The sequence below is a fragment of the Falsihalocynthiibacter sp. S25ZX9 genome, from assembly GCF_041205405.1.
In the GTDB taxonomy this organism is placed as follows: Bacteria; Pseudomonadota; Alphaproteobacteria; order Rhodobacterales; family Rhodobacteraceae; genus Falsihalocynthiibacter; species Falsihalocynthiibacter arcticus.
The window spans coordinates 313,096-335,234 of the sequence record NZ_JBGFCD010000003.1; the positions used below are offsets into that span (position 1 = coordinate 313,096).

20 protein-coding genes are annotated in these 22,139 nt (G+C 51.8%); all 20 read left to right on the top strand.

The window, feature by feature from the left end; translation table 11 throughout:
- Positions 1-113 precede the first annotated feature (113 nt).
- Positions 114-1,001 carry an alpha-1,2-fucosyltransferase gene (locus AB9F29_RS05670; protein ID WP_369754893.1) on the top strand — a complete coding sequence of 296 codons (888 nt, stop codon included), beginning with the start codon at positions 114-116 and terminating at the stop codon, positions 999-1,001.
- Between the two features lie 195 nt (positions 1,002-1,196).
- Positions 1,197-1,919 (top strand): glycosyltransferase family 25 protein, encoded by a 723-nt coding sequence (locus AB9F29_RS05675; protein WP_369754894.1) that lies wholly within the window; start codon positions 1,197-1,199, stop codon positions 1,917-1,919.
- A gap of 11 nt (positions 1,920-1,930) precedes the next feature.
- The gene (locus AB9F29_RS05680; RefSeq protein ID WP_369754895.1) at positions 1,931-3,076 is read left to right on the top strand and encodes a glycosyltransferase family 4 protein; all 1,146 of its coding nucleotides are present in this window, start codon (positions 1,931-1,933) and stop codon (positions 3,074-3,076) included.
- A 96-nt stretch (positions 3,077-3,172) separates the two neighbouring features.
- The gene (locus AB9F29_RS05685; RefSeq protein WP_369754896.1) at positions 3,173-4,330 is read left to right on the top strand and encodes a glycosyltransferase; all 1,158 of its coding nucleotides are present in this window, start codon (positions 3,173-3,175) and stop codon (positions 4,328-4,330) included.
- A gap of 164 nt (positions 4,331-4,494) precedes the next feature.
- The gene (locus tag AB9F29_RS05690) at positions 4,495-5,487 is read left to right on the top strand and encodes a glycosyltransferase family 2 protein (protein WP_369754897.1); all 993 of its coding nucleotides are present in this window, start codon (positions 4,495-4,497) and stop codon (positions 5,485-5,487) included.
- Positions 5,488-5,800: 313 nt separating this feature from the next.
- Positions 5,801-6,769: a glycosyltransferase family 2 protein gene (locus AB9F29_RS05695; RefSeq protein ID WP_369754898.1), complete on the top strand. Its 969-nt coding sequence runs from the start codon at positions 5,801-5,803 to the stop codon at positions 6,767-6,769.
- The gene (locus AB9F29_RS05700; protein WP_369754899.1) at positions 6,766-7,992 is read left to right on the top strand and encodes a glycosyltransferase family 4 protein; all 1,227 of its coding nucleotides are present in this window, start codon (positions 6,766-6,768) and stop codon (positions 7,990-7,992) included. Before AB9F29_RS05695 ends, AB9F29_RS05700 begins: the two co-directional genes overlap by 4 nt.
- Positions 7,985-9,130 (top strand): glycosyltransferase, encoded by a 1,146-nt coding sequence (locus AB9F29_RS05705; protein WP_369754900.1) that lies wholly within the window; start codon positions 7,985-7,987, stop codon positions 9,128-9,130. Before AB9F29_RS05700 ends, AB9F29_RS05705 begins: the two co-directional genes overlap by 8 nt.
- Complete coding sequence (locus tag AB9F29_RS05710; protein WP_369754901.1) at positions 9,123-9,701, top strand: WcaF family extracellular polysaccharide biosynthesis acetyltransferase; 579 nt, start codon at positions 9,123-9,125, stop codon at positions 9,699-9,701. Before AB9F29_RS05705 ends, AB9F29_RS05710 begins: the two co-directional genes overlap by 8 nt.
- Positions 9,702-9,836: 135 nt before the next feature.
- Complete coding sequence (locus AB9F29_RS05715) at positions 9,837-11,165, top strand: hypothetical protein (protein WP_369754902.1); 1,329 nt, start codon at positions 9,837-9,839, stop codon at positions 11,163-11,165.
- A 60-nt stretch (positions 11,166-11,225) separates the two neighbouring features.
- On the top strand, positions 11,226-13,184 hold the full coding sequence (locus AB9F29_RS05720) for an acyltransferase family protein (RefSeq protein ID WP_369754903.1): 1,959 nt from the start codon (positions 11,226-11,228) through the stop codon (positions 13,182-13,184).
- A 147-nt stretch (positions 13,185-13,331) separates the two neighbouring features.
- Positions 13,332-14,492 carry a nucleotidyltransferase family protein gene (locus AB9F29_RS05725; RefSeq protein ID WP_369754904.1) on the top strand — a complete coding sequence of 387 codons (1,161 nt, stop codon included), beginning with the start codon at positions 13,332-13,334 and terminating at the stop codon, positions 14,490-14,492.
- A gap of 12 nt (positions 14,493-14,504) precedes the next feature.
- A complete protein-coding gene (locus AB9F29_RS05730) occupies positions 14,505-16,163 on the top strand; it encodes an ABC transporter ATP-binding protein (RefSeq protein ID WP_369754905.1) in 1,659 nt (552 codons plus the stop codon).
- Complete coding sequence (locus tag AB9F29_RS05735) at positions 16,160-18,052, top strand: asparagine synthase-related protein (protein ID WP_369754906.1); 1,893 nt, start codon at positions 16,160-16,162, stop codon at positions 18,050-18,052. The genes AB9F29_RS05730 and AB9F29_RS05735 overlap by 4 nt, the downstream gene beginning before the upstream one ends.
- A gap of 33 nt (positions 18,053-18,085) precedes the next feature.
- Entirely contained in the window at positions 18,086-18,277 is a 192-nt protein-coding gene (locus AB9F29_RS05740) for a hypothetical protein (RefSeq protein WP_369754907.1), read from the top strand.
- A 158-nt stretch (positions 18,278-18,435) separates the two neighbouring features.
- On the top strand, positions 18,436-18,600 hold the full coding sequence (locus AB9F29_RS05745; protein ID WP_369754908.1) for a hypothetical protein: 165 nt from the start codon (positions 18,436-18,438) through the stop codon (positions 18,598-18,600).
- Between the two features lie 88 nt (positions 18,601-18,688).
- A complete protein-coding gene (locus AB9F29_RS05750) occupies positions 18,689-19,612 on the top strand; it encodes a hypothetical protein (RefSeq protein ID WP_369754909.1) in 924 nt (307 codons plus the stop codon).
- Positions 19,613-19,756: 144 nt separating this feature from the next.
- The gene (locus AB9F29_RS05755) at positions 19,757-20,047 is read left to right on the top strand and encodes a PqqD family protein (RefSeq protein WP_369754910.1); all 291 of its coding nucleotides are present in this window, start codon (positions 19,757-19,759) and stop codon (positions 20,045-20,047) included.
- Positions 20,048-20,103: 56 nt separating this feature from the next.
- Positions 20,104-20,568, top strand: coding sequence for a lasso peptide biosynthesis B2 protein (locus AB9F29_RS05760; RefSeq protein ID WP_369754911.1), 465 nt, complete (start codon positions 20,104-20,106; stop codon positions 20,566-20,568).
- A gap of 225 nt (positions 20,569-20,793) precedes the next feature.
- Positions 20,794-22,005 carry a hypothetical protein gene (locus AB9F29_RS05765; RefSeq protein ID WP_369754912.1) on the top strand — a complete coding sequence of 404 codons (1,212 nt, stop codon included), beginning with the start codon at positions 20,794-20,796 and terminating at the stop codon, positions 22,003-22,005.
- Positions 22,006-22,139: the final 134 nt, after the last annotated feature.

A 22,139-nucleotide genomic window follows, 5' to 3' on the forward strand; every position in this document is an offset into this window, starting at 1 on the left:
TGACGTAAGACACGCTGGTTTTTTGGCACCAAAAAATGCGGGCACTCAAAAACGGCACAACAGCAAGCCCCGCAGAAAGAACCAGTATATGGAAAACCCTTTCCCAACGTTGATTGGCCGCACGTAACATGAGAATTGGTGCAAATAACAAACGGGTCGTGAGTTGCCTCTCTTTCGGTCTGGGCAACCAGCTTTTGCAATTTGCGGCCGGATACACATTGAGCAGACGCTTTAACGTACCCTTGGATCTCGATGTCTCTTGGTATGACCGAGACCCCGGCCAGACCGCAGCACGCGATCTGCTTCTTTTACGAATTATTGAAGACAACGCGTACCGGTCACTCACCCGGCACTCTCAATTTCAACTCTTTCAAGACCGGACACTTCGTTTCGCAAATATGTCTTGGAAGAGGCCTTTTATGAACGGTCTGCCGATTTGGAGCAATGGAATGGAGTATTCCGAACCATTCGACCAGATTGACAGACCAGTATGCATCACCGGTGTACCTGACCTCAGTGATCACGACGGCAAGCGCCCTGAATTTCTCTCGAAACTTTCTGATGGCATATCGCGCGCTTCAGACATCACGCCACCAGATGACGCATATGCGTTTGTTCACATACGTCTTGGCGACTTTACTTCAGATCCGAAAGTCGCTCGCAAGATGGTCCAACTTTCCATTGATTACTACACCGCTGCCATGCAAAAATTCGAGGAGCACCACGGCCAAACCAGATGGGTCCTGTGTTCGGATGACCCGCAAGCGGCGATCGATCGGTTACCGCGCAATTTCGCGATCGAACAGAGCGATAGCCATTCAGAGTTCGATGACCTTCATATCATGTCGCAAAGTGCAGGAGGGGTCGTCGCCAATTCTACATTTTCCCTTTGGGGCGGGCTATTGGCACAAAACAATAATGGCACGGTAATCGCGCCAAAAATTTGGAGGTCGGATGGCCCCGGAAGCCCAAAACTGCCCGAAGCATGGATAAGGTTGTAACCTAGTCCCAGCTTTACTTTTTGTCCAACCCGTATCCTTACCAACGATTTAAACGAAGCGCGGCGTTTTGAAGTTTTTTATTTGGCCTACACCATAATTTGAGGGAAGCGTCCCCTGCCACCTTGGAGCTAGAAGTAATCGCTCCACCCTGAGATTTTGACGCAAGCTAAGCTACTTTTACTATTGGAGAATTAAATGTTGATCTTAAAGATTTGTGAAGAATTAACCGAGGATGAAATATCACTGGGCGTGCGTCGGGTCCCTCCAGTTTGGGGTGCTAAAATGGGTGCTGCCGATTACTTTAGCCAAATTGCTCCGAGTTTAACGAGAGGCGAGGATCCGTTAACCCCCGCAGAGTTGGGATGCACACTCGCGCATTTGGAATGTTATTCGATCATCCTAGAGGAGGGTCGTTCGGCCCTAATCTTGGAAGACGACATGTTCCTTAATGTGCAAACATTGCAGGCAGTTAAGCTTTTAGATGAAAAGGGGTTGGAGTTTGTCCACCTTGCCCAATCCGCACTATACACCTTTAGAGGTCATGCGATTGATGATAATCTCTATGAGATTGATCCTCGCAAGGATTTCTGGGGAGGAGCAGCATATTTATTAACTCCAGCATTTGCGCAAGAACTGAAAGAGTTCCATACAGCTTCTATCCAACTTGCTGATGCTTGGGCAGATTTTTTTCGGAATCGCGCAGGAGACAGCCCACATTACTCGCCAATTTTTTTCCATACTGGCGAAACGAGTTCGATCCGTTCATCGAGGAAAATGGCGCGCAAATTATCCGTAAAGGGACTGATGAAGCGACGGGCTCTCCAGTGGCTCGAACGTCGAACAAAGCACCTACAAGATCGCGTCCGGGGCCTAGCGTCACCAATTGGACGCATTCCAAATACAACCGACCCTAGATAAGGCATGACGCAATGAACGATATGCGCCCCGCTGCGGACATCGCGCGCGAGCACTTAGCCTCTGCGAAAGCACTTCGGTCTCATTTTTGGCCCGCGGTGAGCAAGCGCCATCGCAAACGGCTCGGCGTCTTTCCTTATCCGCTGAAAAATCCATTCCTCCCGCTCCTCTATCCAAGCATGAGTGCTGAAATCGTTGCGCTTCCCAGTTTAAAACGCGGCATTAGGCTTGCCAAACTCGGGCACATTGATGCGTTGCATATCCAATTTGAGGATCAATTTGCGCGTCGAACGCGGTTCGAGGCGAAACGATCTCCTGAAAAAGCGGCTCAGGAATTCATTGAGTTGCTTGGCGAGTACATTGCGCGCGGCGGACGTCTAGCTTGGACTTTACACGATGCAGAGAGCGCGTACGAAAACAATTTTTCCAACCATTTGCACCAGATCAGATCATTTCTTGCCGAGAACGCGCATGTTGTTCACGTTTTCAATTCGGCCGGAGCAGAGCACGCAGTATCAGTTTTAAAAACACCCCCCGAGCGCGTTGTGATGATACCACACCCTAGCTATTTTGGTGCATACGGGACTGCACCCGCGCCCGCGCCGCCTCCGACCCTACGTAGGTTCCTATCCTTCGGAACGATCCGACCATTCAAGGGGGTTGAGCAGTTTCTAGAGGTTTTGGGACAAGCAGATGTCGACGGCTCCTTTGGTAAGTTAGTGGTTGCAGGTGAATATTCAGAGGCGAAAAGCCCTGATCTAAAAGCGCTTATTCCAAGCAATCGACACTGTGAACTGAGATACGGTATGGTCAACGATCAAGACGTCGCAGCCTTGTTTGCGGAAACAGATTTTACCGTCGTCAACTACCGCCGCGTGCTCACTTCCGGAATTGCGGCGCTCTCAATGACTATGGGAAAACCAATAATTGGTGTTGACCGTGGAGGCCTAAAAGAAGCCGTACCGACGGAGAACCATTCGCTGTTGTATAATCCGAACGACCCTAACGGTCTCGCACGGGTCATTGAGCGGGCTTGCGCAATGAGCGCGGCGGATCACATAATGCTGCAAAACAAATGTAGAGACTTCGCGCAGGGTATTCACCCTCTGACTCAATCGCGCAAACTAGAAGAGGCATTTATAGCTCATGGCATTCTATAAAACAGGAAATCGCGCGCGTAGCTTGAACTATTTAGAGACAAGGCACCATTATCGGGATGACTCTAGCAATGCAAATAGGCGGTTTGAGGCCTTCCAATGACCCGCTTCCAACCGCATGAGACACTCGCCATTGTTGCGCCGTCCTTCAATCAACCGTCGGAAACTTTTATTCGAAATCACGTCAGAACCATAGCGCCAGAAAGCACTGTACTGATATGTGAAAATGCCGAAAAAGCGGATGAGCAGGGCTTGCCTGTACTTGGCGGCATCGGGAACTTAGCTGCGACCGACACATTCGCAGGATTTCTTCAACGAGCATTTCGCTGGCGCTGGAGAAAATACGTCGATGCTCGCCTTCAGGGGCAAGACAAAAAGCGGATAATATCGTTCCTTCAGGCGCATAATGTTGTTCGCGTTTTGGCCGAGTTTGGACCAATGGGCTGCCGTGTTGCTGCAGCAACGACACAGCTCGGCATTCCCTTATTTGTGCATTTTCACGGCTACGATGCAACCTCCCACCTGCGGGATGCACGTTGGAGGCGGCACTATCGTCAGCTTTTTCGCGAGGCGTCTGGCATCATCGTTCCGTCGCAGTTCCTCGCCGTCAAACTTATCGCCGCAGGTTGCCCTGAGGACCTCATATCAGTAAGCGCCAACGGAATTGACCTTGATTGCTTTGAGCCCTCTACGCAGGAAGCGGGCCGCGTTCTGGCCGTCGGGCGCCTTGTTGAAAAAAAGGCGCCGCATCTTTCGCTTCAAGCCTTTGCGCAAGTACGCGAAGTACTGCCAGAAGCGCACCTTGATTTGGTGGGCGACGGCCCACTTAGGGAAACCTGTGAAGCTGAGATCGATAGACTCGAAATCAGGGGGAACGTCACAATCCACGGAATGTTGAGCAGCGAGGAAGTCCTACCGCTCTTTGGCAAGGCTGCGGTTTTCATCCAACATTCCGTTACCGCCCCAAACGGCGACACTGAGTCCTTCGGGATCTCGCTGGTGGAAGCTATGGCAAGTGGGATTCCGGTTATTGTGACGCGGCATAATGGATTTCCAGAAACTGTGGGCGACGGAGAAACCGGCGTTCTCGTTGATGAGCACGACGTTGACTCGATGGCGCGTTCAATGATCGAGATACTTACTAATCCTGAAAGAGCAGAGGCGATGGGCCGAGCCGGAATCGCAAGGGCAGCTAACCTATTTTCTAGTGATATTGCAGCGCAGAGATTACGCCGAATAATGGATATAACTCTCTAAGCTTTCAGCCTAAGCTCCGATTTCCCTAGCGAATTACAAGCGGTGGCTGCACAAGGTACAGATGGCCGAGACGGCCCATCAAAAGAGAACTAACAGCTTTCTTCCATCGGACTACCTTTCGAAATTTGACGTACAGTAAGGCACCTTTACATCTATGGGTGAGAATGGACACAATGAAATCTAGCCAAGAAACCGGCAGTGCGCCGCTAAAAGGACATCATAACATTCCGGCATCTGTCTCCATCGTCATTCCCTGCTACAACGCTCAGTCATATGTGTCCCAAGCGATCAACAGCGTGCTTGTCGACGCGGCGGAAGTTATAGCAGTGGATGATGGCTCAACTGACGGGACGCTTTCAGTACTACAGAGCTTCAATGAGCATATCTTTCTAAAAACGGGCCCTAACCAGGGGGCTTGTTCTGCGCGCAACGAGGGTCTTGCAATGGCGCGCGGGAAATATGTGATGTTCCTTGATGCGGACGATTGGCTAGAGCCTGATACCCTTCTGGGTCTCGTTTCCCGCCTTGAGGAAACTGGAGCAAAAATGGCCATCGCACCTGTAGTGAGATCAAATTTACAAGGCAACCGTTCGCCGTTCCGTGTCCCGCGGACTGAAAACCTAGACTACTTTCTGTCTGATTGGTTGTCCGGGCGCTATTTGCCGCCTTGCGGAATTCTTTGGCGGGCAAATTTCGTGCGGAGCATCGGTGGTTGGAACGAGGCGCTCTCCAAGAACCAAGACGGCGATCTGGTTCTGCGGGCGGCTCAAAACGGTGCACAGACTGTTCGTTCCAAAATCGGATGCTCTGTGTATCGAGATCATGATGGGATAGACCGGATAAGCAACACAATTTCAGAGACAAAATTGCGGGATAGTTTCGCCGTAACACGTGATGCCTGCGACAGAGCAAGTCAGAGCGGGCCTTTAAGTGAAGAACTCAATGCTGCATTTTCCCGCGCGACACATGCGCTCGAACGCCTAGCAGCTCAAAATGGCATTCCAGATGCGCTACGGGATTTTGGAGCGTTTCGAGCATCGCGTGGTTGGCCAAAGGCAGAGGGTGGATTTGCACATACTACTGCAAGCCACCTCCTTGGGCTCCGCCGTAAAGAGAACCTAGCTCTATTTGCCCGCAAAATAATTGGGAAAAAGTGAGGTCGCCGTGCAAAATGTCTGGATGACTTGCTTGTTTCGCATATTGTGGAGAGTTGATAACGGCATCCCCAAATGCAAAGAGTTTTGCGTAGGGTTTCAAAAGACTGGATCGACATCGCTCGGCTATGCTTTGCATTTACTGGGAACCCATTTGCGGTTTTCTGGGAACTTAAGTTCCTTCGCGCCGCTATCCGTGCCTCAACAGGGCCAAGGCTTGATCGTATGAAAGCTCTGCTCAGAATTGAATAAAAAGTTTGTCGACGAAACGAACCTAGCCCCCCCCACCGAGCCAACCGGAGTCACGAACGAACCCATGCCCGATATCAGCGTCATTATCCCAGCGTATCGCCCTCTCGATTTCGAGGCCCTAAAACGATCCATGGCTGCCAATTCAAACGCGCACGCGGAATGGATCGTCGTTGATGACGGGTCGGGGCCGGAGTATGACGCGGTGTTTGCCACGTTGGATGGAAGCCCTGCACGCGTTATTCGGCGTGAACAGAATTGTCGCCAAGGTGCCGCACGCAATGTGGGGCTTCTGGAAGCAAAGGGCGCGTGGATCAAATTTCTCGACGCGGATGATCAGTTGGATGAGGGTCACTTGGCTGCTCTTCTGAAAGAAGCCGAAAATCTACCCGAAAAAGCAATCCCTTTTGCCCCCACAAAGCACGTCTTCACCAATGGGAACACGTCCATAAACAACAGTTGGCGCGATTTACCACCTGAGCCCTTGCTGCAGTATTGCCGGATGCTCGTGCGGCCTTTCCTCCACCATTGCGGGGTCCTTTTCCCACGGCATGTTCTGGAAAATCTTGGCGGATATGACGAGTCCCTCTTAACCGACGAGGATGGCGATCTACTGCTGCGTGTCTTGTTGGACGGACATTATTTTGTACCCGTTGAGAGCGCCAATTATTTGTATATACATCATGCTGGCGGTCGCGTGTCCTCGGACGATGACATCCGCAAATTTGTTGCGCGCCGCCGTGTCTGTGAAAAAGTTGAAGCCGCATTCGACGGTGAGAAAGGACCGATGCCAGCGCGCCTCCGCGAAGCCCTCGCCCAGCGCATGGATAAAATCGCCATGACTTATTGGGCATCGCACCCCGCGGAGGCGCGGGAACTTCTTGCGCGCGCACGCACCCTCTGCCCAAACTACCGTCCAGACACGCGGCTGCCCTTGCGAATTCTGCGTAGGATCGGCGGACCATCCATGGTACTGGCGACCACAACACTCTATCGACGGCTCAAAGGCCGTCCCAAAGGGGGAGCGCAAGGATGAGACTTCTCGCCATTAGCGAACATTATTTCCCGAGGATTGGTGGCACGGTTAATTACGTGCACGAGACCCTCTGCGCCCTTTCCGACAAAGGTGTGGAGGTCGAACTTTGGGTGCCCGGCCCTGCGCCTGAGTGCTGGTTACCGGATGAAATGTCCAAACCGCCCTACAGCGTTCGGTGGATTGATGCGGGGTATCCCGCGGCGGGCGACCCGACACGCGAGCAGCGCTATGACTTCTGCCGTCAGGTCGATCTTCTGGCCTCCGAGAGCCTGTCGACGCCCGAGCGTCCTGAGCTGCTGCATGTGCTTTTTGGACTGTTCCTTATGGAAATTCTCGACACAGAACGCTTTCAAGCAGCGGGGCTGCCCTGCGTGGCGACAGTGCATAATGTGCCGCCCATGGAATGCCGTTTGGTCGCGCATAACGCACCTCTGCCCGCGCGTTTGAAGGAGTTTGCACGCCTCAAGGCGGTGAAAATCAAGAATAAAGCGCGATTAAAACGCCACGGATTTGCGGCCTATGTCGTCCCCTCCCTGCAGGTACAGACAGCGTTGGCGCCGATTGTGGCACAGGGCCGAATTGAAGTGATCGGGCATGGGCTGACTGCGGATCTTCAATCGTTGATGTCTCCCCCAACAGATCGCCGTCCCTCGGGGCCAGTTAGATTGCTAACCGCAGGTGGATATGCCCCGCACAAACGTCAACATATTCTCCCTGCGACTGTGCAGGCCCTGCGCGACATGGGCGTGGATGTGGTTTGGGATGTGGTGGGCCCCGCGGGACGCGTGCAGGGGTATTTTGACGATATCCAAAAGGATGTAACACAGCGCGGCCTCGACAGCGTTCTGCGCTTGCATAAGGCGGTGCCGTTCGATGATTTGGCGCGACTTTATGATGCCGCAAATATCTACGTACAGCCCTCGCTTGAAGAGGGGTTTTGCATCACGGCCCTTGATGCGGCGGCCACGGGTCTTCCCGTGATTGGTAGCCCTGCTGGCGCCCTACCCGCGATTATCGAGGCAAGCGGTGGGGTTTTGGTTGCAAGTGAGCCACATGCTCTCGCAGAAGCTATTGCGCGCTTTTCCCGTGAAAATCTCTGGCAGGACCCTCAGGTGCAATCCGCCCATGTGCGAGGCTTGTTTTCGTGGTCAACCGCCGCGCAAACTTTGCTCGATAGGTACGCTATTCTAGGCGTGGATGAAAAAAGGGCCGCGCATGTCTGATCGAACGCGCGTTCTCCTCCTGACCAGCAAACTGTCGCCTGCCGCAGGGGGGCTGGCCGTATCAGTACCTGGTCTAGCGCATAGCATCGACCCGTTTGACGATATGGAAATGCATGTGATGGGAACCATCGACCCGTCATACCCAGACGCCGCTCAGACTTGGGGACCACGCGTTCATGCCTTTCCCGTCAGTGGCCCCGCGCCATGGCAATATGCACGCGGCATGGGAGCGGCCATTAAAGTGCTGAACCCAGATTTGATCGATGTTCAGGGGCTTTGGACCTATCCGTCATACGCCAATCTTAAACAGGCCCGCACGACGCACACGCCTTATATTGTTACACCCCGAGGAATGCTTGACCCATGGGCGCGGCGCAATTCACTTTGGAAGAAACGCATCGCCGCCGCCATATTTGAGAACGCCCACCTGCGCGGAGCACGCTGTCTGCGCGCCACCGCCGAAATGGAGGCACAGCATTTTCGCGACATGGGGCTACGCAACCCGATTGCCATCGTGCCCAACGCAATGGCCCTTCCAGAATTGGCCACACGCACCGAGGGGCCGTTACGACAAGTACTTTTTCTAAGTCGTCTTCACCCCAAAAAAGGCATCGACCTTTTGCTGAAAAGCTGGAGTACGCTCGCGCCGCGCTTCCCAGATTGGGAACTAGTGATCGCAGGTATCGACGAAAATGGACACGAGGCAGACATGAAACTGCTGGCTGCGAAGTTGAAGCTTGAACGCGTGCGGTTTGTTGGGGCGAAACATGGGGCCGAAAAGGAAATGCAATATCGCAATGCCGACCTCTTTGTCCTGCCGACTCATGCAGAAAACTTTGGTTTGGTCGTGGCAGAGGCATTGGCGCAGGAAACACCCGTCATTACCACAAAAAATGCGCCTTGGGCAGGCTTGCAGGAGCATGATTGCGGCTGGTGGATCGAGTTAAGCCAAGATGAGCTCACAGAAACAATGCAGCAAGCGATGTCCACTAGGCCAGAAGTCCTAAAGAAAATGGGGCGACGAGGGCGGAAATGGGTTGAGCGCGATTTCGGCCGCGAAGAGGTGGCCTCTCGCATGCGCGACGTGTATCTTTGGATTACACGAGGCACTCAAAAACCGGATCATGTGCATGACTGAGCAACAAAAACCGCCCAACATGCGTCTTGACCTCTACGAGAACGCTGGGTTTTCTAGAGGGGCGTCGCGCTTGAAGGAACTTGCGTGGATCACCCTTTCTGGGATTTTTTTTAACAGTTGGCTGCCAGGGTCTGGTTGGCGCTGTAGCCTTTTACGTGCCTTCGGAGCACGGATTGGTCGCGGGGTCGTCATTAAGCCCTATGTTGCGGTGAAATTTCCGTGGCGATTAACGGTGGCCAATCACGTATGGATTGGGGAACGCGTCTGGATTGATAATCTGGCCGAAGTTACAATCGGCGCGCATAGTTGCATTTCGCAAGGCGTCTATCTTTGTACGGGCACCCATGATTGGGCAGACCCTCGCTTTGGACTGATTACGCGCCCCATTGCGATTGGTTCAGGGTGCTGGCTCGGCGCTGGGTCCACACTCGCTCCGGGGTCCATCGTCGAAGATGGCGCCATACTCGCGATAAAAGCCCTCGGGACGGGCCGCCTTGCCCAAGGGCAAATTTATCTCAACGACGGTTCAATCAAGCAACGCCCTGCTGTAGCGGATGCGGGATCAAATTGACGCAACCCTTTGAGTTTGAAAAAATTAAGCTGCGGATTAGTCCGTCGTCACAGATGGCGCCAATCCACGGGACCGCGAACAATTTTGGAAATGTTTAATTACCGTGATGAGAATTCAGAGGAATAGGACTGCAGAATGGTAATTGGTTACACACCGCTTGACCCGTTGGTCGTTCTTATCGGGACAGCGCTCGCGATCTGGTTCCTCGCCAAGGCTCCAGTACGTCTAATGGCTTACTTACCCACCGCACTCAGCCTGTATTTCTTCATCCCCCTCTTCACCCTCCTGACCCTTTGGCAAACAGTTCCGATCCTTCTAACCATGCGCGTGTTTCTGCAGGGGCGCTTAAAAATGGCCCCTTCCGTAAAACCTATTTTCGCTTTTGCCATTATGGCCTTCGTCCTATCGGCAACGCTTACAATCATAGCTGGATCAGACACGACGCGCGCCATAATTCGAATAATTTACTACCTAGGCATTTTCGCCATGTTCTCTTTTTGCTACGAAATGGGCCGAAAGCCCGATGCCTTTCGCCTGCTCCTCAAAGGGCTTGTCGTTCTAGGCGTCATTTATGCGACCTATGGATTTTATCAGATCGTCGCAGATCGGATCGGCCTCCCATATCGCGGTATTTTACGCGGTACCTCTGCGGGTGATGTAGCCTATGAATTTGGCTTCGTTAGGATCAACAGCTTGGCAAACGAGCCTAAGCGGCTGGGCTATGTTATGTTTGTTTGTGCGCTGGCCTGTTTTTTCTATGTGCCGCCAAAAGAATCAACAGCGCGATGGATGAAATGGATTGGTCGGGGCATCTTCTTTATGTCTCTGTTCACCTTTTCTGGCTCCTACTTGATGACTATTGTTATCTTCGGTGCAGTTGCCCTGTTGCTTTACCCCTCCAAAGCTACCAAATTCTTTTTCGGTGCCATCATCATTTCTGCAGTTTTGATCGTAGCATTCCCTGAAATCGGGGTGATTGACGCCTTCCAAGTTGGATATGAACGTAGAGCCCTCGAAATTGAGGAAGGAATAGACGCAAGATTTGTCTATCGACAGGAATTCTATGGGTGGGATTATCTTAATAATCATCCGTTGGCCGCCTTTTTTGGCGTCGGGATTGGGCAGTATTTCACAACCCTTAATCAACAATATGGAATGGGGGTCGGTTTCACCGAATTTGGCGGGTTGGCCCCGATGAATTCGACGTTCCTCGAACTCATTTTTGATCTCAGTGGCATCGTCGCGGTGGTGTTCTATCTCGGGATCGCTGCACTTATCTGGAAATTGTACCAAGCCAAAGAGGTATTCCTCTGTCTCGCTCTTCTATTTGTGACGGTGCAAAGTTTCACGATCCTGACCCTTCAGTTCATGATCCTTTTCGCAGGTGTCGGTATCGCTCGCCTAGAGCAACGGCGCCACGTCCAACCCGAGGTTCTGCCTCAGACTTATGAATTGGCAGAATAACTGCGAGTGGATCGGGCAGTGTTGCAATCAAAAACCTAAAAACGGTGAACCTAAAAGACCATGAAACATACTTTAGGCCCCAAATCCGTCTACCGCGCAGATATTGATGGTCTGCGCGCTGTCGCTGTGACAGCCGTTATTCTCTACCATCTTGAGAGGTCGTTCATCCCGGGCGGATATTTTGGCGTCGATATGTTTTTTGTGCTTTCCGGGTATTTGATTACGGGGATCATTTGGAGCGAAATTCGGGCGGACAGTTTTTCGCTGTCTCACTTTTATGAACGGCGCATTCGACGGATCATGCCTGCGCTGTTACTCTTCCTTATCGTCATAACGGTGTTTGCGTCGATAATTCTACTCCCGTCCGATCTTGCCAATTACGGCAAAAGCGTGCTTGCCACCCTCACTTTTTCGGCCAACGTCTATTTCTGGCGGGACACGAATTATTTCTCGTCGAGCGCGGAAGAAAAGCCACTCTTGCACCTGTGGTCACTCGGTGTGGAAGAGCAATTTTACATTTTATTCCCGCTGATCCTCTGGTTTCTGGCACGGTATCGCGACCGAACTGTCGTGGCGATTTTGTCGTGCTTAATTGCCGTGTCGCTCGCATGTCACATATTCCTGACGCTCATCGGTGGCAGTTCACCTGCGTTTTTCTTGCTGCCCTCGCGGGCTTGGGAAATGGGGGCCGGATCACTCCTTGCGATATGCCATGTCGGGAAACCGGGAACCAAAACCGCGAATATTACCGGCGTTTTCGGTTTAGGAATAATACTGTATAGCTTTTTCGGCCCGCCCTTGGTCATCGCACAGGCTCCAGATTCAACCCTAACCGTTGTGGGAACTGTTCTGTTGATCTGGACAGGACGCAGCGATATTTCCGCCATAAACCGCCTGCTATCTCTAAAGCCAATTGTCTTCATCGGCCTGTTGTCCTACGCGCTTTACCTTTGGCATTGGCCGATTATTTCATTGGCGAAATATTACCTGCTCCGAGATTTGACCCTCATGGAAAGCCTCGCGGCCCTTATTTTGACGGGCACGGCAGCAGCGTTGAGCTGGCGTTATGTCGAGCAGCCTTTTCGCAGCACAAAGCTGCCCTTCTCGAAAGTTGGCACGATAACTGCAACCAGTGTGGTGTTGCTTGGCGGAATCGCCCTTAGCCTAACGTTGGCGTCGGGATTTCCACAGCGATTAAACAAAGAGGCGGGCGTAATCAACGCCGCGGTTGGCACCAATTTTCGGTGTGCCCTTCAGGACTATTTTCCTTACGGGGAAGGGCGGGCATGCGTGTTGAATTTGGATGGGTATGGCGTGCAAGAGGCCGAGGTTATACTGCTGGGCAATTCACATGCTCAAATGTACGCGCCCGTTTGGAAGACGATATTAGAGGCGGGCCATACGCGCGGTTTTCTGGTGCCGCAAAACGGGTGCTTACCGACCGTCAGCGCCAATATCGGGATGGAATGCCTCCAAAGCGCACAACGCATCCTCGATGAGATCGCCACGCATACATCGGCAAAAATCGTCATCTTATCCATGACGTGGAAATACGGCCCTTCGGGATTGGTGGACGCGAGCGGAACCATATTGGACAACACCGGCAACGCGGCGCTGATTGCTGCAATAGACGACCTTGTGAAAGCCTTAGAGTCGTTCGATAAAACCGTCATTCTCGTTGGCCCAATTGCCGTTCCGGGGGTGGATATCGCTTCGATTACGGGCCGCGAGCTCGCTTATGGGCGGATTTTGAGCCTACCACCGAGCCTCCCTAAACACGCGTTTTTAGAGCAGTATGACCCTGTTTTCGCGCATTTCTCGAACCGCGACGACCTCTTGTTTGTGCGGCCAGATTCTGTGCTCTGCGACGATGCTGCTTGTTACTACATCAGGGACGAAGTTTCGTATTTTGCGGACTCTAATCATCTTGCGGAGGCGGAAGTTTATCGGTTCGAACCACTTTTCTCTGAAACTTTCACGCGTGCGTTGGACCAGAGCCGCATTCCGATTGAAGAGTAGCCAAGGCCTTCCCGCGTTAACGTTTTTTCGAGTTCCTTGAGCATCACCCTTGGCGTATCACACGCTCTCAGCTAAGGATGCAGAAGGAACAAGTTCAATGCCGCCTGGTATTTCGGGCGTTTTTACTGATTGAAAGAAGCGATCTTTATGACTGTTAACAGGGAAAAGGTAGACCTGCTCCTGAGTGCAGCAATAAGTAATCCCCTCACAGAGTGGCCGCACGAATGGCGCGACTCGGACTCGTCGATCGAAAACCTAACGATTGAACGCGCTTTGTATCACGGCATCGCGGGTGTCTTGATTGCCCCTCAGTTGCAGCTTGAAAATTGGCCGCAGCGCATCCTTGACGCGCTTCTCGCACAATCTCGCGCACAGGCAATGTGGGAACTTCGCCACAGGAGTATCGTTGCACATCTCATTGTGGAACTGACCACGCAAAAGGTAACGCCGATCCTCCTGAAAGGAACGGCCCTTGCTTATGACGTTTATGACGAGCCATATCGGCGTCAACGTGGCGATACCGATATTCTTGTTCGGGACGAGGATCTGGCGCAGACAAGGGAAACGATGCGAAATTGCGGATTTAAAATGGCGGCGTCTATGACCGCAACGCATGATCCTAGCAGCCTGCAAGAGCCGTGGGAAAAGGATCTCGGCAACGGGCATGTTCACGAAATTGATCTTCATTGGCGGGTCATGAAAGGGTGGGCTTTGGGTGACCTGTTCACCTTTGAGGAAGCCCTCCGTCAGAACCACCACTTGCCTCGCCTATGTAAAGGCGCGATGTCATTTGGGCCTGTTCTGGCCCTTTTACATGCTTGCGTGCATCGCGCACAGCATATCAGCAGCCCTTATTATGTTGATGGTGTTAAGTATTTCGGCGGTGACCGCCTTATCTGGCTAAACGACATTCACTTACTGGCAGCGTCCCTGTCTTCTGACCAGTGGGATGAGCTTTGCGATCAGGGCGAGGGAAAGAGCGTGGCCGAAATTTGTTATGTCGCGCTGAAAACCGCAGAAAGGCTACTTGGAACGCCCATTCCTCCGCAGGTTATGAGCCGAATGGAAGCCTCCGCGCAAATAGAGAGCAAACCTGGAAAATATCTGTTGCGGTCAGAACCAACACGGCAGGTGTGGTACGATTTTGTTGCCGTTCCAGGCGGGCGGAAGAAAATAGCTTTCATCAAGTGGAGGCTTTTCCCACCTGAGACCTTTATGCGCGCCAAATACCCCGATATGGCAGAGCGTAGTTTACCATTCCTTTATGGGCGACGGATGCTACATTTCTTCCGCCGCCGCGAACAATAGAGACGAAAATTCATGGTCCTACGAAAACTGCTCCCGTTTGCCTATCCGTTTCGCTATCCGCTTATTTTGGTAGCACTGCTTATGCTTTTGGAATCGGTCGCGACCTTGATCATCCCTTGGCTGGTAGGACAACTTGCGGGTGGAATTCTCGCTGATGAAACAATTTCTATCGGGTTGATTGTTATCCTCCTGATCGCTTTGCTTGGCTTGCTTGGGCTTCTCAGATTTACGACCCAAATCTTCTCGGGTCGAACCGCTGAACGTTTTCTGGCGGAAATACGCGTCAGTGTTTTTGGCCATTTGCAAAAGCTGCCGTTAGCCTTTCACCAAAAAGGTCGGCAAGGCGACGTCCTTGCGCTCATGACCAATGAGCTGCCACAGCTTAGTAGTTTCATTACCGGAACCTTGGTCAGCATCCCGCCCTTGCTCCTCACCACCCTAGGGGCCATCGTTCTGATGTTTCGGATTGATCCTATCCTCGCCCTCCTCGTTCCCGCCATTGTGCCAGCTTTTTATATCATTTTGAAGGTGATTGGCCGCAGGCTCCGTGGGTTGGCGCGTATGGCGCAACATGCTGAGGCTATGGCGGTTGGCCTTGCCGACGAAGGGCTGGAAATGCTGCCTGCTGTCAAAGCTTTCACCCGCGAAAACGCCGAGTTGAATCGGTATAAAGCACAGATAGATCAAGTCCTGACCATAAACCTACAAGAAAACCGCATTAACGCGGCACTCGGTCCGATTGTCCAATTTGTGGCGGGTACGGCGGCGGTTTTGCTCCTTTTGTTTGCCGGTCTAAGCCTTCAAACAGGGAGTATGACGACGCCCGAAATGTTCAGCTTTCTGCTTTATGCCGCAATACTTACCCGCCCAGTGGGCACACTCGCCAATGTCTATGGGCAAACACAGACCGCGCGCGGTACATTGGAACGCCTGCTGACAGTCCTCAATGAAAAACCTGAGGCAGGCTATGCCGAGCCCCGCGAGATTGAACAAACTCAAGGGGATATCGAATTTCGCGGGGTTTCATTTGCCTATCCTGACCGCCCAGCGATCCTAAAGGATGTAAGCCTTCACATAAAATCTGGCGAAACAATTGCTTTGGCGGGTGAAAATGGCGCGGGGAAAAGCACCTTAATCAGCCTTTTGGTCCGGCTTTTTGATCCAGATACGGGGACTGTCCTCCTTGATGGCTGCGATATTTCCAGCCTAAATTTACTATCCCTGCGTCAAAAAATCGGTCTTGTCCCTCAACGCGCCTCGCTTTTCAACGGTTCCATTCGCGACAACATCGCCTATGGCCTTGAAGGCGCAACCGACGCAGATATCAACAAGGCGGCGCGTTTGGCCCAAGCCTATGACTTCATAACCAAACTGCCCGACGGGTTCGGCACTGAAATTGGGGATCACGGCGTGCGCCTGTCTGGTGGCCAGCGCCAACGCATCGCTCTCGCCCGCGCTTTCCTAAAAGACCCGCAAATTCTCATTCTCGACGAAGCAACTTCGATGTACGACATTGAGGGTGAGCAAGCGTTTATCGAAACCTGTGGGGATGCGCTCAAAGATCGCACGGTCATCCTGATCACCCACCGCACCGCCAGCCTTACCCTTGCGGATCGCGTGTTGTGTCTTGTCGATGGTCGGATCGTGGAAGAAAACGGAAAACTCACATGAGCGGTATTTGCGGTTTGATTTCTTTGGATGGCGCCAACCCTAAACCCGAAGACCTCGCGGCTATGGCAAAGGTGCTTGGCCGTCGTGGCCCGGACGGCACAAACCTTTTGCAACTGGATACTGCGGGCCTCGGCCATACCCTCCTTGCCACCACGCCCGAGTCCCTTTTCGAAACTTTACCGTATCGCGATACGGACAGTGGCGCCACGATCACGGCCGATGTGCGGCTCGATAATCGGGAGGAGCTCCTCGCCAAACTTGCCCTAGATGGCCAAACTGCAACGATCGGGGACGGCGAACTTATCCTGCGGGCTTATTTGGCATGGGGCGACACGTGCCTAGATCATCTGCTTGGCGACTTCGCTTTTGCAATTTGGGATCCGCGCAATATGCGTCTGTTCTGTGCGCGCGATCAACTTGGGGTGCGACAGCTTATTTACTACCATCAACCCAACAAGGTTTTTGCTTTTGCAACAGAGCCCGCTGCGATTCTGGCCGTTGATGCGATGCCTCGGGACCTCAATGAAGGGCGTATTGCAGATTTCCTCTACGATGATTTGGAGGGGATCGACTTCACCAGCACCTTCTATGAACAGCTTTTCCGCTTGCCGCCAGCACATAGCCTAACGCTTGACGAAAGCGGTCTTGCCCTTCGCCGCTACTGGACCCTGACACCGGGGCCGGAACTAAAACTGCCGTCCGACGAGGCCTATGCAAAAGCGTTTCTCGACGTCTTCACCAAGGCGGTACACTGTCGGCTGCGCTCCCCTACCCCCGTTGGCTCGATGCTCAGTGGCGGCATGGATTCAGGCTCCGTGGTGGCTGTGGCTAGTCGGCTTCTGGCCGACGAAGGTCTTGGCCCTCTTGAAACGTTCTCTGCGGTTGGCCCCGACCCTCAAACCTGTATCGAAACGAAGGCAGCTTTTGCCGCGATGACAATGCCCGACCTAAATCCACATGTGACGAACTATGCTGAGCTTGGATCGCTGATGCCGGAATTGTTAGATTTAAACCAACGGAGCGAAGAGCCCTTCGACGCACAAATGGTTTTGCCCCGTGCGGTCTATTTGATGGGGCACCGTGCGGGCGTCAAAGTTATGCTCGACGGCGTAGCAGGCGATGTCGTGTTGGGGCACGGAATCCATATCGCAAGGCTTCTTCGCGCGGGTAAGTGGCGGCAGGCTTTGCAGAATGTTCGTGGAGAAAAACGGTTTTGGGGGCATCCTTTTCCCATATGGAAAGCACTGTTGCATCCAGTATGGACAGCCTTTGTGCCAGAATCAATTCGCAGAAGTAGGCATCGCTTTCTTGAAGCGCGTGGGCGGCAACGATCCACAGACACTTCGCTCCTCCACCCTGATTTCGCTCGGAAAGTTGGACTTACAGGCCGGATAAGAACCTACCGGAAGACTTTCGGAGATCTGGAAAAATCAAGCGCCGAAGACCGCGCTGGCTCGATCGTCCACACCCACCTCGCGGTTGCACGCGAACGATATGATAGGGTGGCGTCTTGCGTTGCAATTGAACCCCGCGATCCCTTTATGGATTTACGCGTGGTCGAATTTTGCCTGTCATTACCGGCGGACCAGCTCTTGTCCGATGGTTGGCCAAAGATGATTTTACGACGGTCTATGGCGGGGAAGCTTCCCGACCAAGTACGGTGGCGCTTTGGCAAACAGCACCTAGGTGGGGACTTCATAAAAACACTCTTCTTGGAAACCCCAGACTTGGGGCACTCGAATGCCAGCTCTCCCCATGCGTTGAGACAATTCATAAAACCGGAGAAACTCCTAGAAGCTGGACAAGGAGAGTGGAAAGATGATAGTTCTCGCGAAAGGTTAAGTATTATATCCTTTGCCAATTGGGTGCGGATACAAGCGTCCGAGTAAAAATTTGAAATAATAAGTTTCGGGATGAGATTAATGAATAGCGTAATTGATTTAGACAGCGTTCAAGCTGAACAAGAATATTCGGCTCCTAAACTACATGTTTATGGTGGTTTGGTTGAGTTGACGGCGTCTGGATCCAGTGGCGGAAACGAAAACACATTCGGGACCGGATGGTGCTTCGGAGCTGGTGCGAATTCAGGTTATTGTAAGAGCCGTAAGCCCTAAAAACCCACAAGATCATCGACAGTTTTCTATACTGTTTCTGGCCCGAGCTATCACCGAATCCATTGCATTAGTTTTGCGTATAATGTTAAGTATCTTTATTAGAGGTACTTGACCTTTCACTAATCGCCGAAAACGATCTTTATTGCGAGTAATAGCTGATGGCACCGTTCAACACACCAGACACCAACACTGTAAAAGAAGCCTATGCGGCACCGACTGTGGTCGTCTTGGGCGATATGGTCGAACTGACGGCCTCAGGGTCCAATCGTCAGAACCCCGAAAATAGTGTCCAGACTGGCACTGACCGTCAAGTTAGACCCTAACGATTGTCCTGTCCGCAGACTTGTTTACGCGGCATTCTGATCGTCGGTAGAAATCATTGTATATCATTGTTGTCTCGAAAATTTTTAAATGAGAAGCGTTGATGGTTTTGGCAGTTGGACCGTAATTCAGCAGAGCCGAGACCAATCCGCCGTAAAAGCTCCCCCCCCTACTGATTTATGGAATGACGGAAGCGGGTTGTCCGTTGCGATAGCCGAACGCTGTGGCGCTTCAACCTATGAAGTTCGGTTTTGGGATCAAGCCACGGTAAGCGTGTCCTTCACCAAGCGCGAAATCCTACTTTTTTCGCCCAATTCAAAACCGCTTCCTCCCGAGACTGCCAACCATTTCTTACAAGACCAAGTCTTTCCACGCATCCTTGCGCATCAGGGCGACCTTGTCCTGCATGCTGGCGCCGTCGAAAGTGACGGAAACGCGTTAGTATTTTTGGGCAACTCTGGGCGCGGTAAATCCACCCTCGTTGCCAGCTTTCAAAACAGCGGAGCCGTCCTTTTGGGTGATGACGCCATTATCGTCTCACAGGTAGACAATGTGTTCCACGGTAAGGCCGTCTACCCCAGCCTAAGGCTCCTGCCCGACTCGCTCGCGGAACTCTATTCCGAACCTCCCGACTCGACCGCGATTGCCAATTACACATCAAAGCAAAGTGTCAGCGTTCCCACACCCTCGAATACTGAGCAATCGCCGGTCCCCATCGGAGCCTTCTTCTTTCTCGGACCAGAACCCGCAGGCGGCAGCATCACTTTCCGCCGAATGAGCGTTGCGGAGTGCTGCATGGGCTTGATCACCAACAGTTTCGCCCTCGACCCAACCGACAAAACGCGCGCGCACCAAAAAATGATGGACGCGAGTTCTTTGGCCAGCAAAGTTCCCGCCTTTGAATTGTTCTACCCCCGCGACTTTTCTAGGCTGAGCGAGGTTCACCACGCCCTCACAGTTCAAATGCAAACCCTGAGCAAGGCCGCACCCGGTTTTGTTGCCCCAACGGGCTAGATGTGAATACACTGTTTTTTGCGAGCCCCGCCTTACGCGGCCTCAATATTTGCGGGTGATATTTTTCTTTATAGCCATTACAATGATGAAATTAATTGTTGCATAATAATGCTACCTAAAGGCCGAAAGGGGCGAGGGACTGAAATGATCAAAAACTTCAACTTGGCCACGAAACTAGAACGAAGCCCGCACGCGGTTTGCAGTAAAGTCGGGGAAGAGACCGTGATTTTACACCTAGAAAACGGCACCTATTATGGCCTCGATTCCCTTGGCACACGCGTCTGGGAACTGCTCGAAAAGGGCACAACTGTACCTGAAATATGCAATGCTCTTTTGCCCAAGTATAAAGTTTCCGCCGGCATATTGAATGCCGATATTACTGCTTTCGTTTTAGAAATGCGCTCGCATGATTTGGTCTTTACCGATCAAACTTGATCTCGGAGTATACTGTGAAAAGCGACGATTCACCCCCTCAATTACGTACAAGAAAAATGCGCCGGGCGGTGGGGTTTTCGGCGGGTCAATGGCTTGATATACTCCGAGCGGTCTTTGAACTCGCCCTCGGCCGCATTCATCTGACATCAAAATCCCCGCGCGCGTTGTTGGAAATGGCTGGTAAGCGTGGCGACCCTATTGAAAATTCGCACAAAACGGGGGCCGTCGACGTGGTTATTCATCGCGTATCTTGGGCCATTGCGGTGGCTGCGGGAAACGTACCATGGCGGTCCGATTGCTTTGTTCAGGCGATGGCCGCGCAACGTTGGCTGAATCGATCGGGGATAACGTCGGAACTTTTCATTGGTGTGCGCAAACGGGAAAACGCTGCTTTTGAAGCGCATGCGTGGCTCCGCCATGCCGATATAACAGTTACAGGCGGTGACTTTAGCACATTTATTCCGCTGGCAGGTCCAGAAACGTGGAATGGGTTAAACAATACTTCTCCCGCCCTCCGATAATACGAAGGACACACACTGGCGGTATTTTACTCCCCTACAACTGCGATATGCAGCCGCTTCTGTGCCCCATTATTGCTCCGCGCTTTACACTCGACCCAGCTGTTATTTGATAATGACGCTCAACTAACGGCTTTGCGACATTTCTAGCATTATTGATGGTGTAGATTGGTACGGTGTGTAATCTGTAGGAAAAGAAGTTACGCACATAAACATTCGAGGTTTTCATTGAGTACCACAGCAATTCTACATGTAGGAACCCCTAAGACCGGATCTTCTACCATTCAAAGAAACCTTTTTAACTGGCGTGAAACGCTGATGGAGAATGGGATACTTATTCCGGAAATTTCTGGGCGAATGATCAATCAGGAAGAAATATTAGAAATTTTCAGCGGAAAGAGCGATGGCGGAAACGCTGAAAAGCTGCTTTCGAAGATATACAATGATGTTCAAAAACTTTGCCCGAAATATGTTATTTTTTCCAGTGAATACTTGTTTTCTCAAAGTTTTTGCGCGGAGAGCGCTAAGCAAGTTCTCTCTGACTTGTTTGACGATATTCGAGTTGTCGTTTATTTGCGCGACCCCGCCGGGTACTATTTATCATTTAATCAGCAGAAACTGAAAGCGACTGACATTATAGATAACCCGAAAGTCTGGCGGGCCAATTATCGCAATAGAATATCCCCTTGGAAATCCGAGTATGGCAATAAGCTGGACATCGTTCCGTTTCAGGCCAGCTCTTTCCCTAGTGGATTAACGGAGGATTTTTTAAGTCGGTTTGCGGAGTATAAGGGCGGCAACCCCAATCCGGGCCTATCGAAACACTTTAATGTTTCTGATACAGGTGAAGTAACTTATTTAATGCAAAAATATTTTCGCTATTGCCACCCAAGAGAAGCACGATCAGTTAGAAAGTTAGCTGACTTTGTTCGAAGAGATTTAAACAAGACTTCAAAATCGGAAAACTTGGGAAGAAAAGCTGTGCTATTGCCAGAGGTTCAGCGGCTTATCCTCTGGAACAGCCGTGAGGACTTGGTTTGGCTTAAGGAAACGGAGGGGATTGAATTTGACGCAATAGATTACGAAGGACTTCGCGATCTTCGTATCGAAAGCTTTTCAAGTAATTTTGACGATTTCAACGATATAGTCGACGTTAGTATCGAACATTCGAACGAGATTTTGATGAAGTCCGTGCAAGGATTAGCCGAACGGGCTTCCCAACTCACTTCGGTGCGCGCCGAATTGGAAAAAGCGCGCTCAGATCTAGCCGACGCTTTATCGGATATTAACGCGAGACGCTCGAAGATCGCGGGGAAAATCGATAGATTCGACTATGAAATCCGTTACTTTTTGGCAAATGTTCCATTCTTGAGTGAGAGATTTCGCTCGGGAATGCGCGCGGCGGCCGATAAACGTCGCAGGCAGTGTTATGGTAAGTAGACCAGCGTCCTAGGATGGCAATTTTTTTTCTTGCCACCCTCGTTGACGTGAAATCGATCACGTCCAATTTAGCATCAAGAAGCTAATTACACGCGGCTCATCTAGCAGTAAATTACTTCCGCCAAGTATAGGGC

What these genes read in the sequence shown, in the direction of transcription:
- AB9F29_RS05760 (WP_369754911.1), top strand. Translation starts at nt 20,104, where the DNA reads ATGCGCCGGGCGGTGGGGTTTTCGGCGGGTCAATGGCTTGATATACTC.
- AB9F29_RS05680 (WP_369754895.1), top strand. Translation starts at nt 1,931, where the DNA reads ATGAACGATATGCGCCCCGCTGCGGACATCGCGCGCGAGCACTTAGCC.
- AB9F29_RS05735 (WP_369754906.1), top strand. Translation starts at nt 16,160, where the DNA reads ATGAGCGGTATTTGCGGTTTGATTTCTTTGGATGGCGCCAACCCTAAA.
- AB9F29_RS05750 (WP_369754909.1), top strand. Translation starts at nt 18,689, where the DNA reads ATGAGAAGCGTTGATGGTTTTGGCAGTTGGACCGTAATTCAGCAGAGC.
- AB9F29_RS05720 (WP_369754903.1), top strand. Translation starts at nt 11,226, where the DNA reads ATGAAACATACTTTAGGCCCCAAATCCGTCTACCGCGCAGATATTGAT.
- AB9F29_RS05700 (WP_369754899.1), top strand. Translation starts at nt 6,766, where the DNA reads ATGAGACTTCTCGCCATTAGCGAACATTATTTCCCGAGGATTGGTGGC.
- AB9F29_RS05725 (WP_369754904.1), top strand. Translation starts at nt 13,332, where the DNA reads ATGACTGTTAACAGGGAAAAGGTAGACCTGCTCCTGAGTGCAGCAATA.
- AB9F29_RS05690 (WP_369754897.1), top strand. Translation starts at nt 4,495, where the DNA reads ATGGACACAATGAAATCTAGCCAAGAAACCGGCAGTGCGCCGCTAAAA.
- AB9F29_RS05740 (WP_369754907.1), top strand. Translation starts at nt 18,086, where the DNA reads ATGAATAGCGTAATTGATTTAGACAGCGTTCAAGCTGAACAAGAATAT.
- AB9F29_RS05675 (WP_369754894.1), top strand. Translation starts at nt 1,197, where the DNA reads ATGTTGATCTTAAAGATTTGTGAAGAATTAACCGAGGATGAAATATCA.
- AB9F29_RS05745 (WP_369754908.1), top strand. Translation starts at nt 18,436, where the DNA reads ATGGCACCGTTCAACACACCAGACACCAACACTGTAAAAGAAGCCTAT.
- AB9F29_RS05755 (WP_369754910.1), top strand. Translation starts at nt 19,757, where the DNA reads ATGATCAAAAACTTCAACTTGGCCACGAAACTAGAACGAAGCCCGCAC.
- AB9F29_RS05715 (WP_369754902.1), top strand. Translation starts at nt 9,837, where the DNA reads ATGGTAATTGGTTACACACCGCTTGACCCGTTGGTCGTTCTTATCGGG.
- AB9F29_RS05705 (WP_369754900.1), top strand. Translation starts at nt 7,985, where the DNA reads ATGTCTGATCGAACGCGCGTTCTCCTCCTGACCAGCAAACTGTCGCCT.
- AB9F29_RS05685 (WP_369754896.1), top strand. Translation starts at nt 3,173, where the DNA reads ATGACCCGCTTCCAACCGCATGAGACACTCGCCATTGTTGCGCCGTCC.
- AB9F29_RS05730 (WP_369754905.1), top strand. Translation starts at nt 14,505, where the DNA reads ATGGTCCTACGAAAACTGCTCCCGTTTGCCTATCCGTTTCGCTATCCG.
- AB9F29_RS05695 (WP_369754898.1), top strand. Translation starts at nt 5,801, where the DNA reads ATGCCCGATATCAGCGTCATTATCCCAGCGTATCGCCCTCTCGATTTC.
- AB9F29_RS05710 (WP_369754901.1), top strand. Translation starts at nt 9,123, where the DNA reads ATGACTGAGCAACAAAAACCGCCCAACATGCGTCTTGACCTCTACGAG.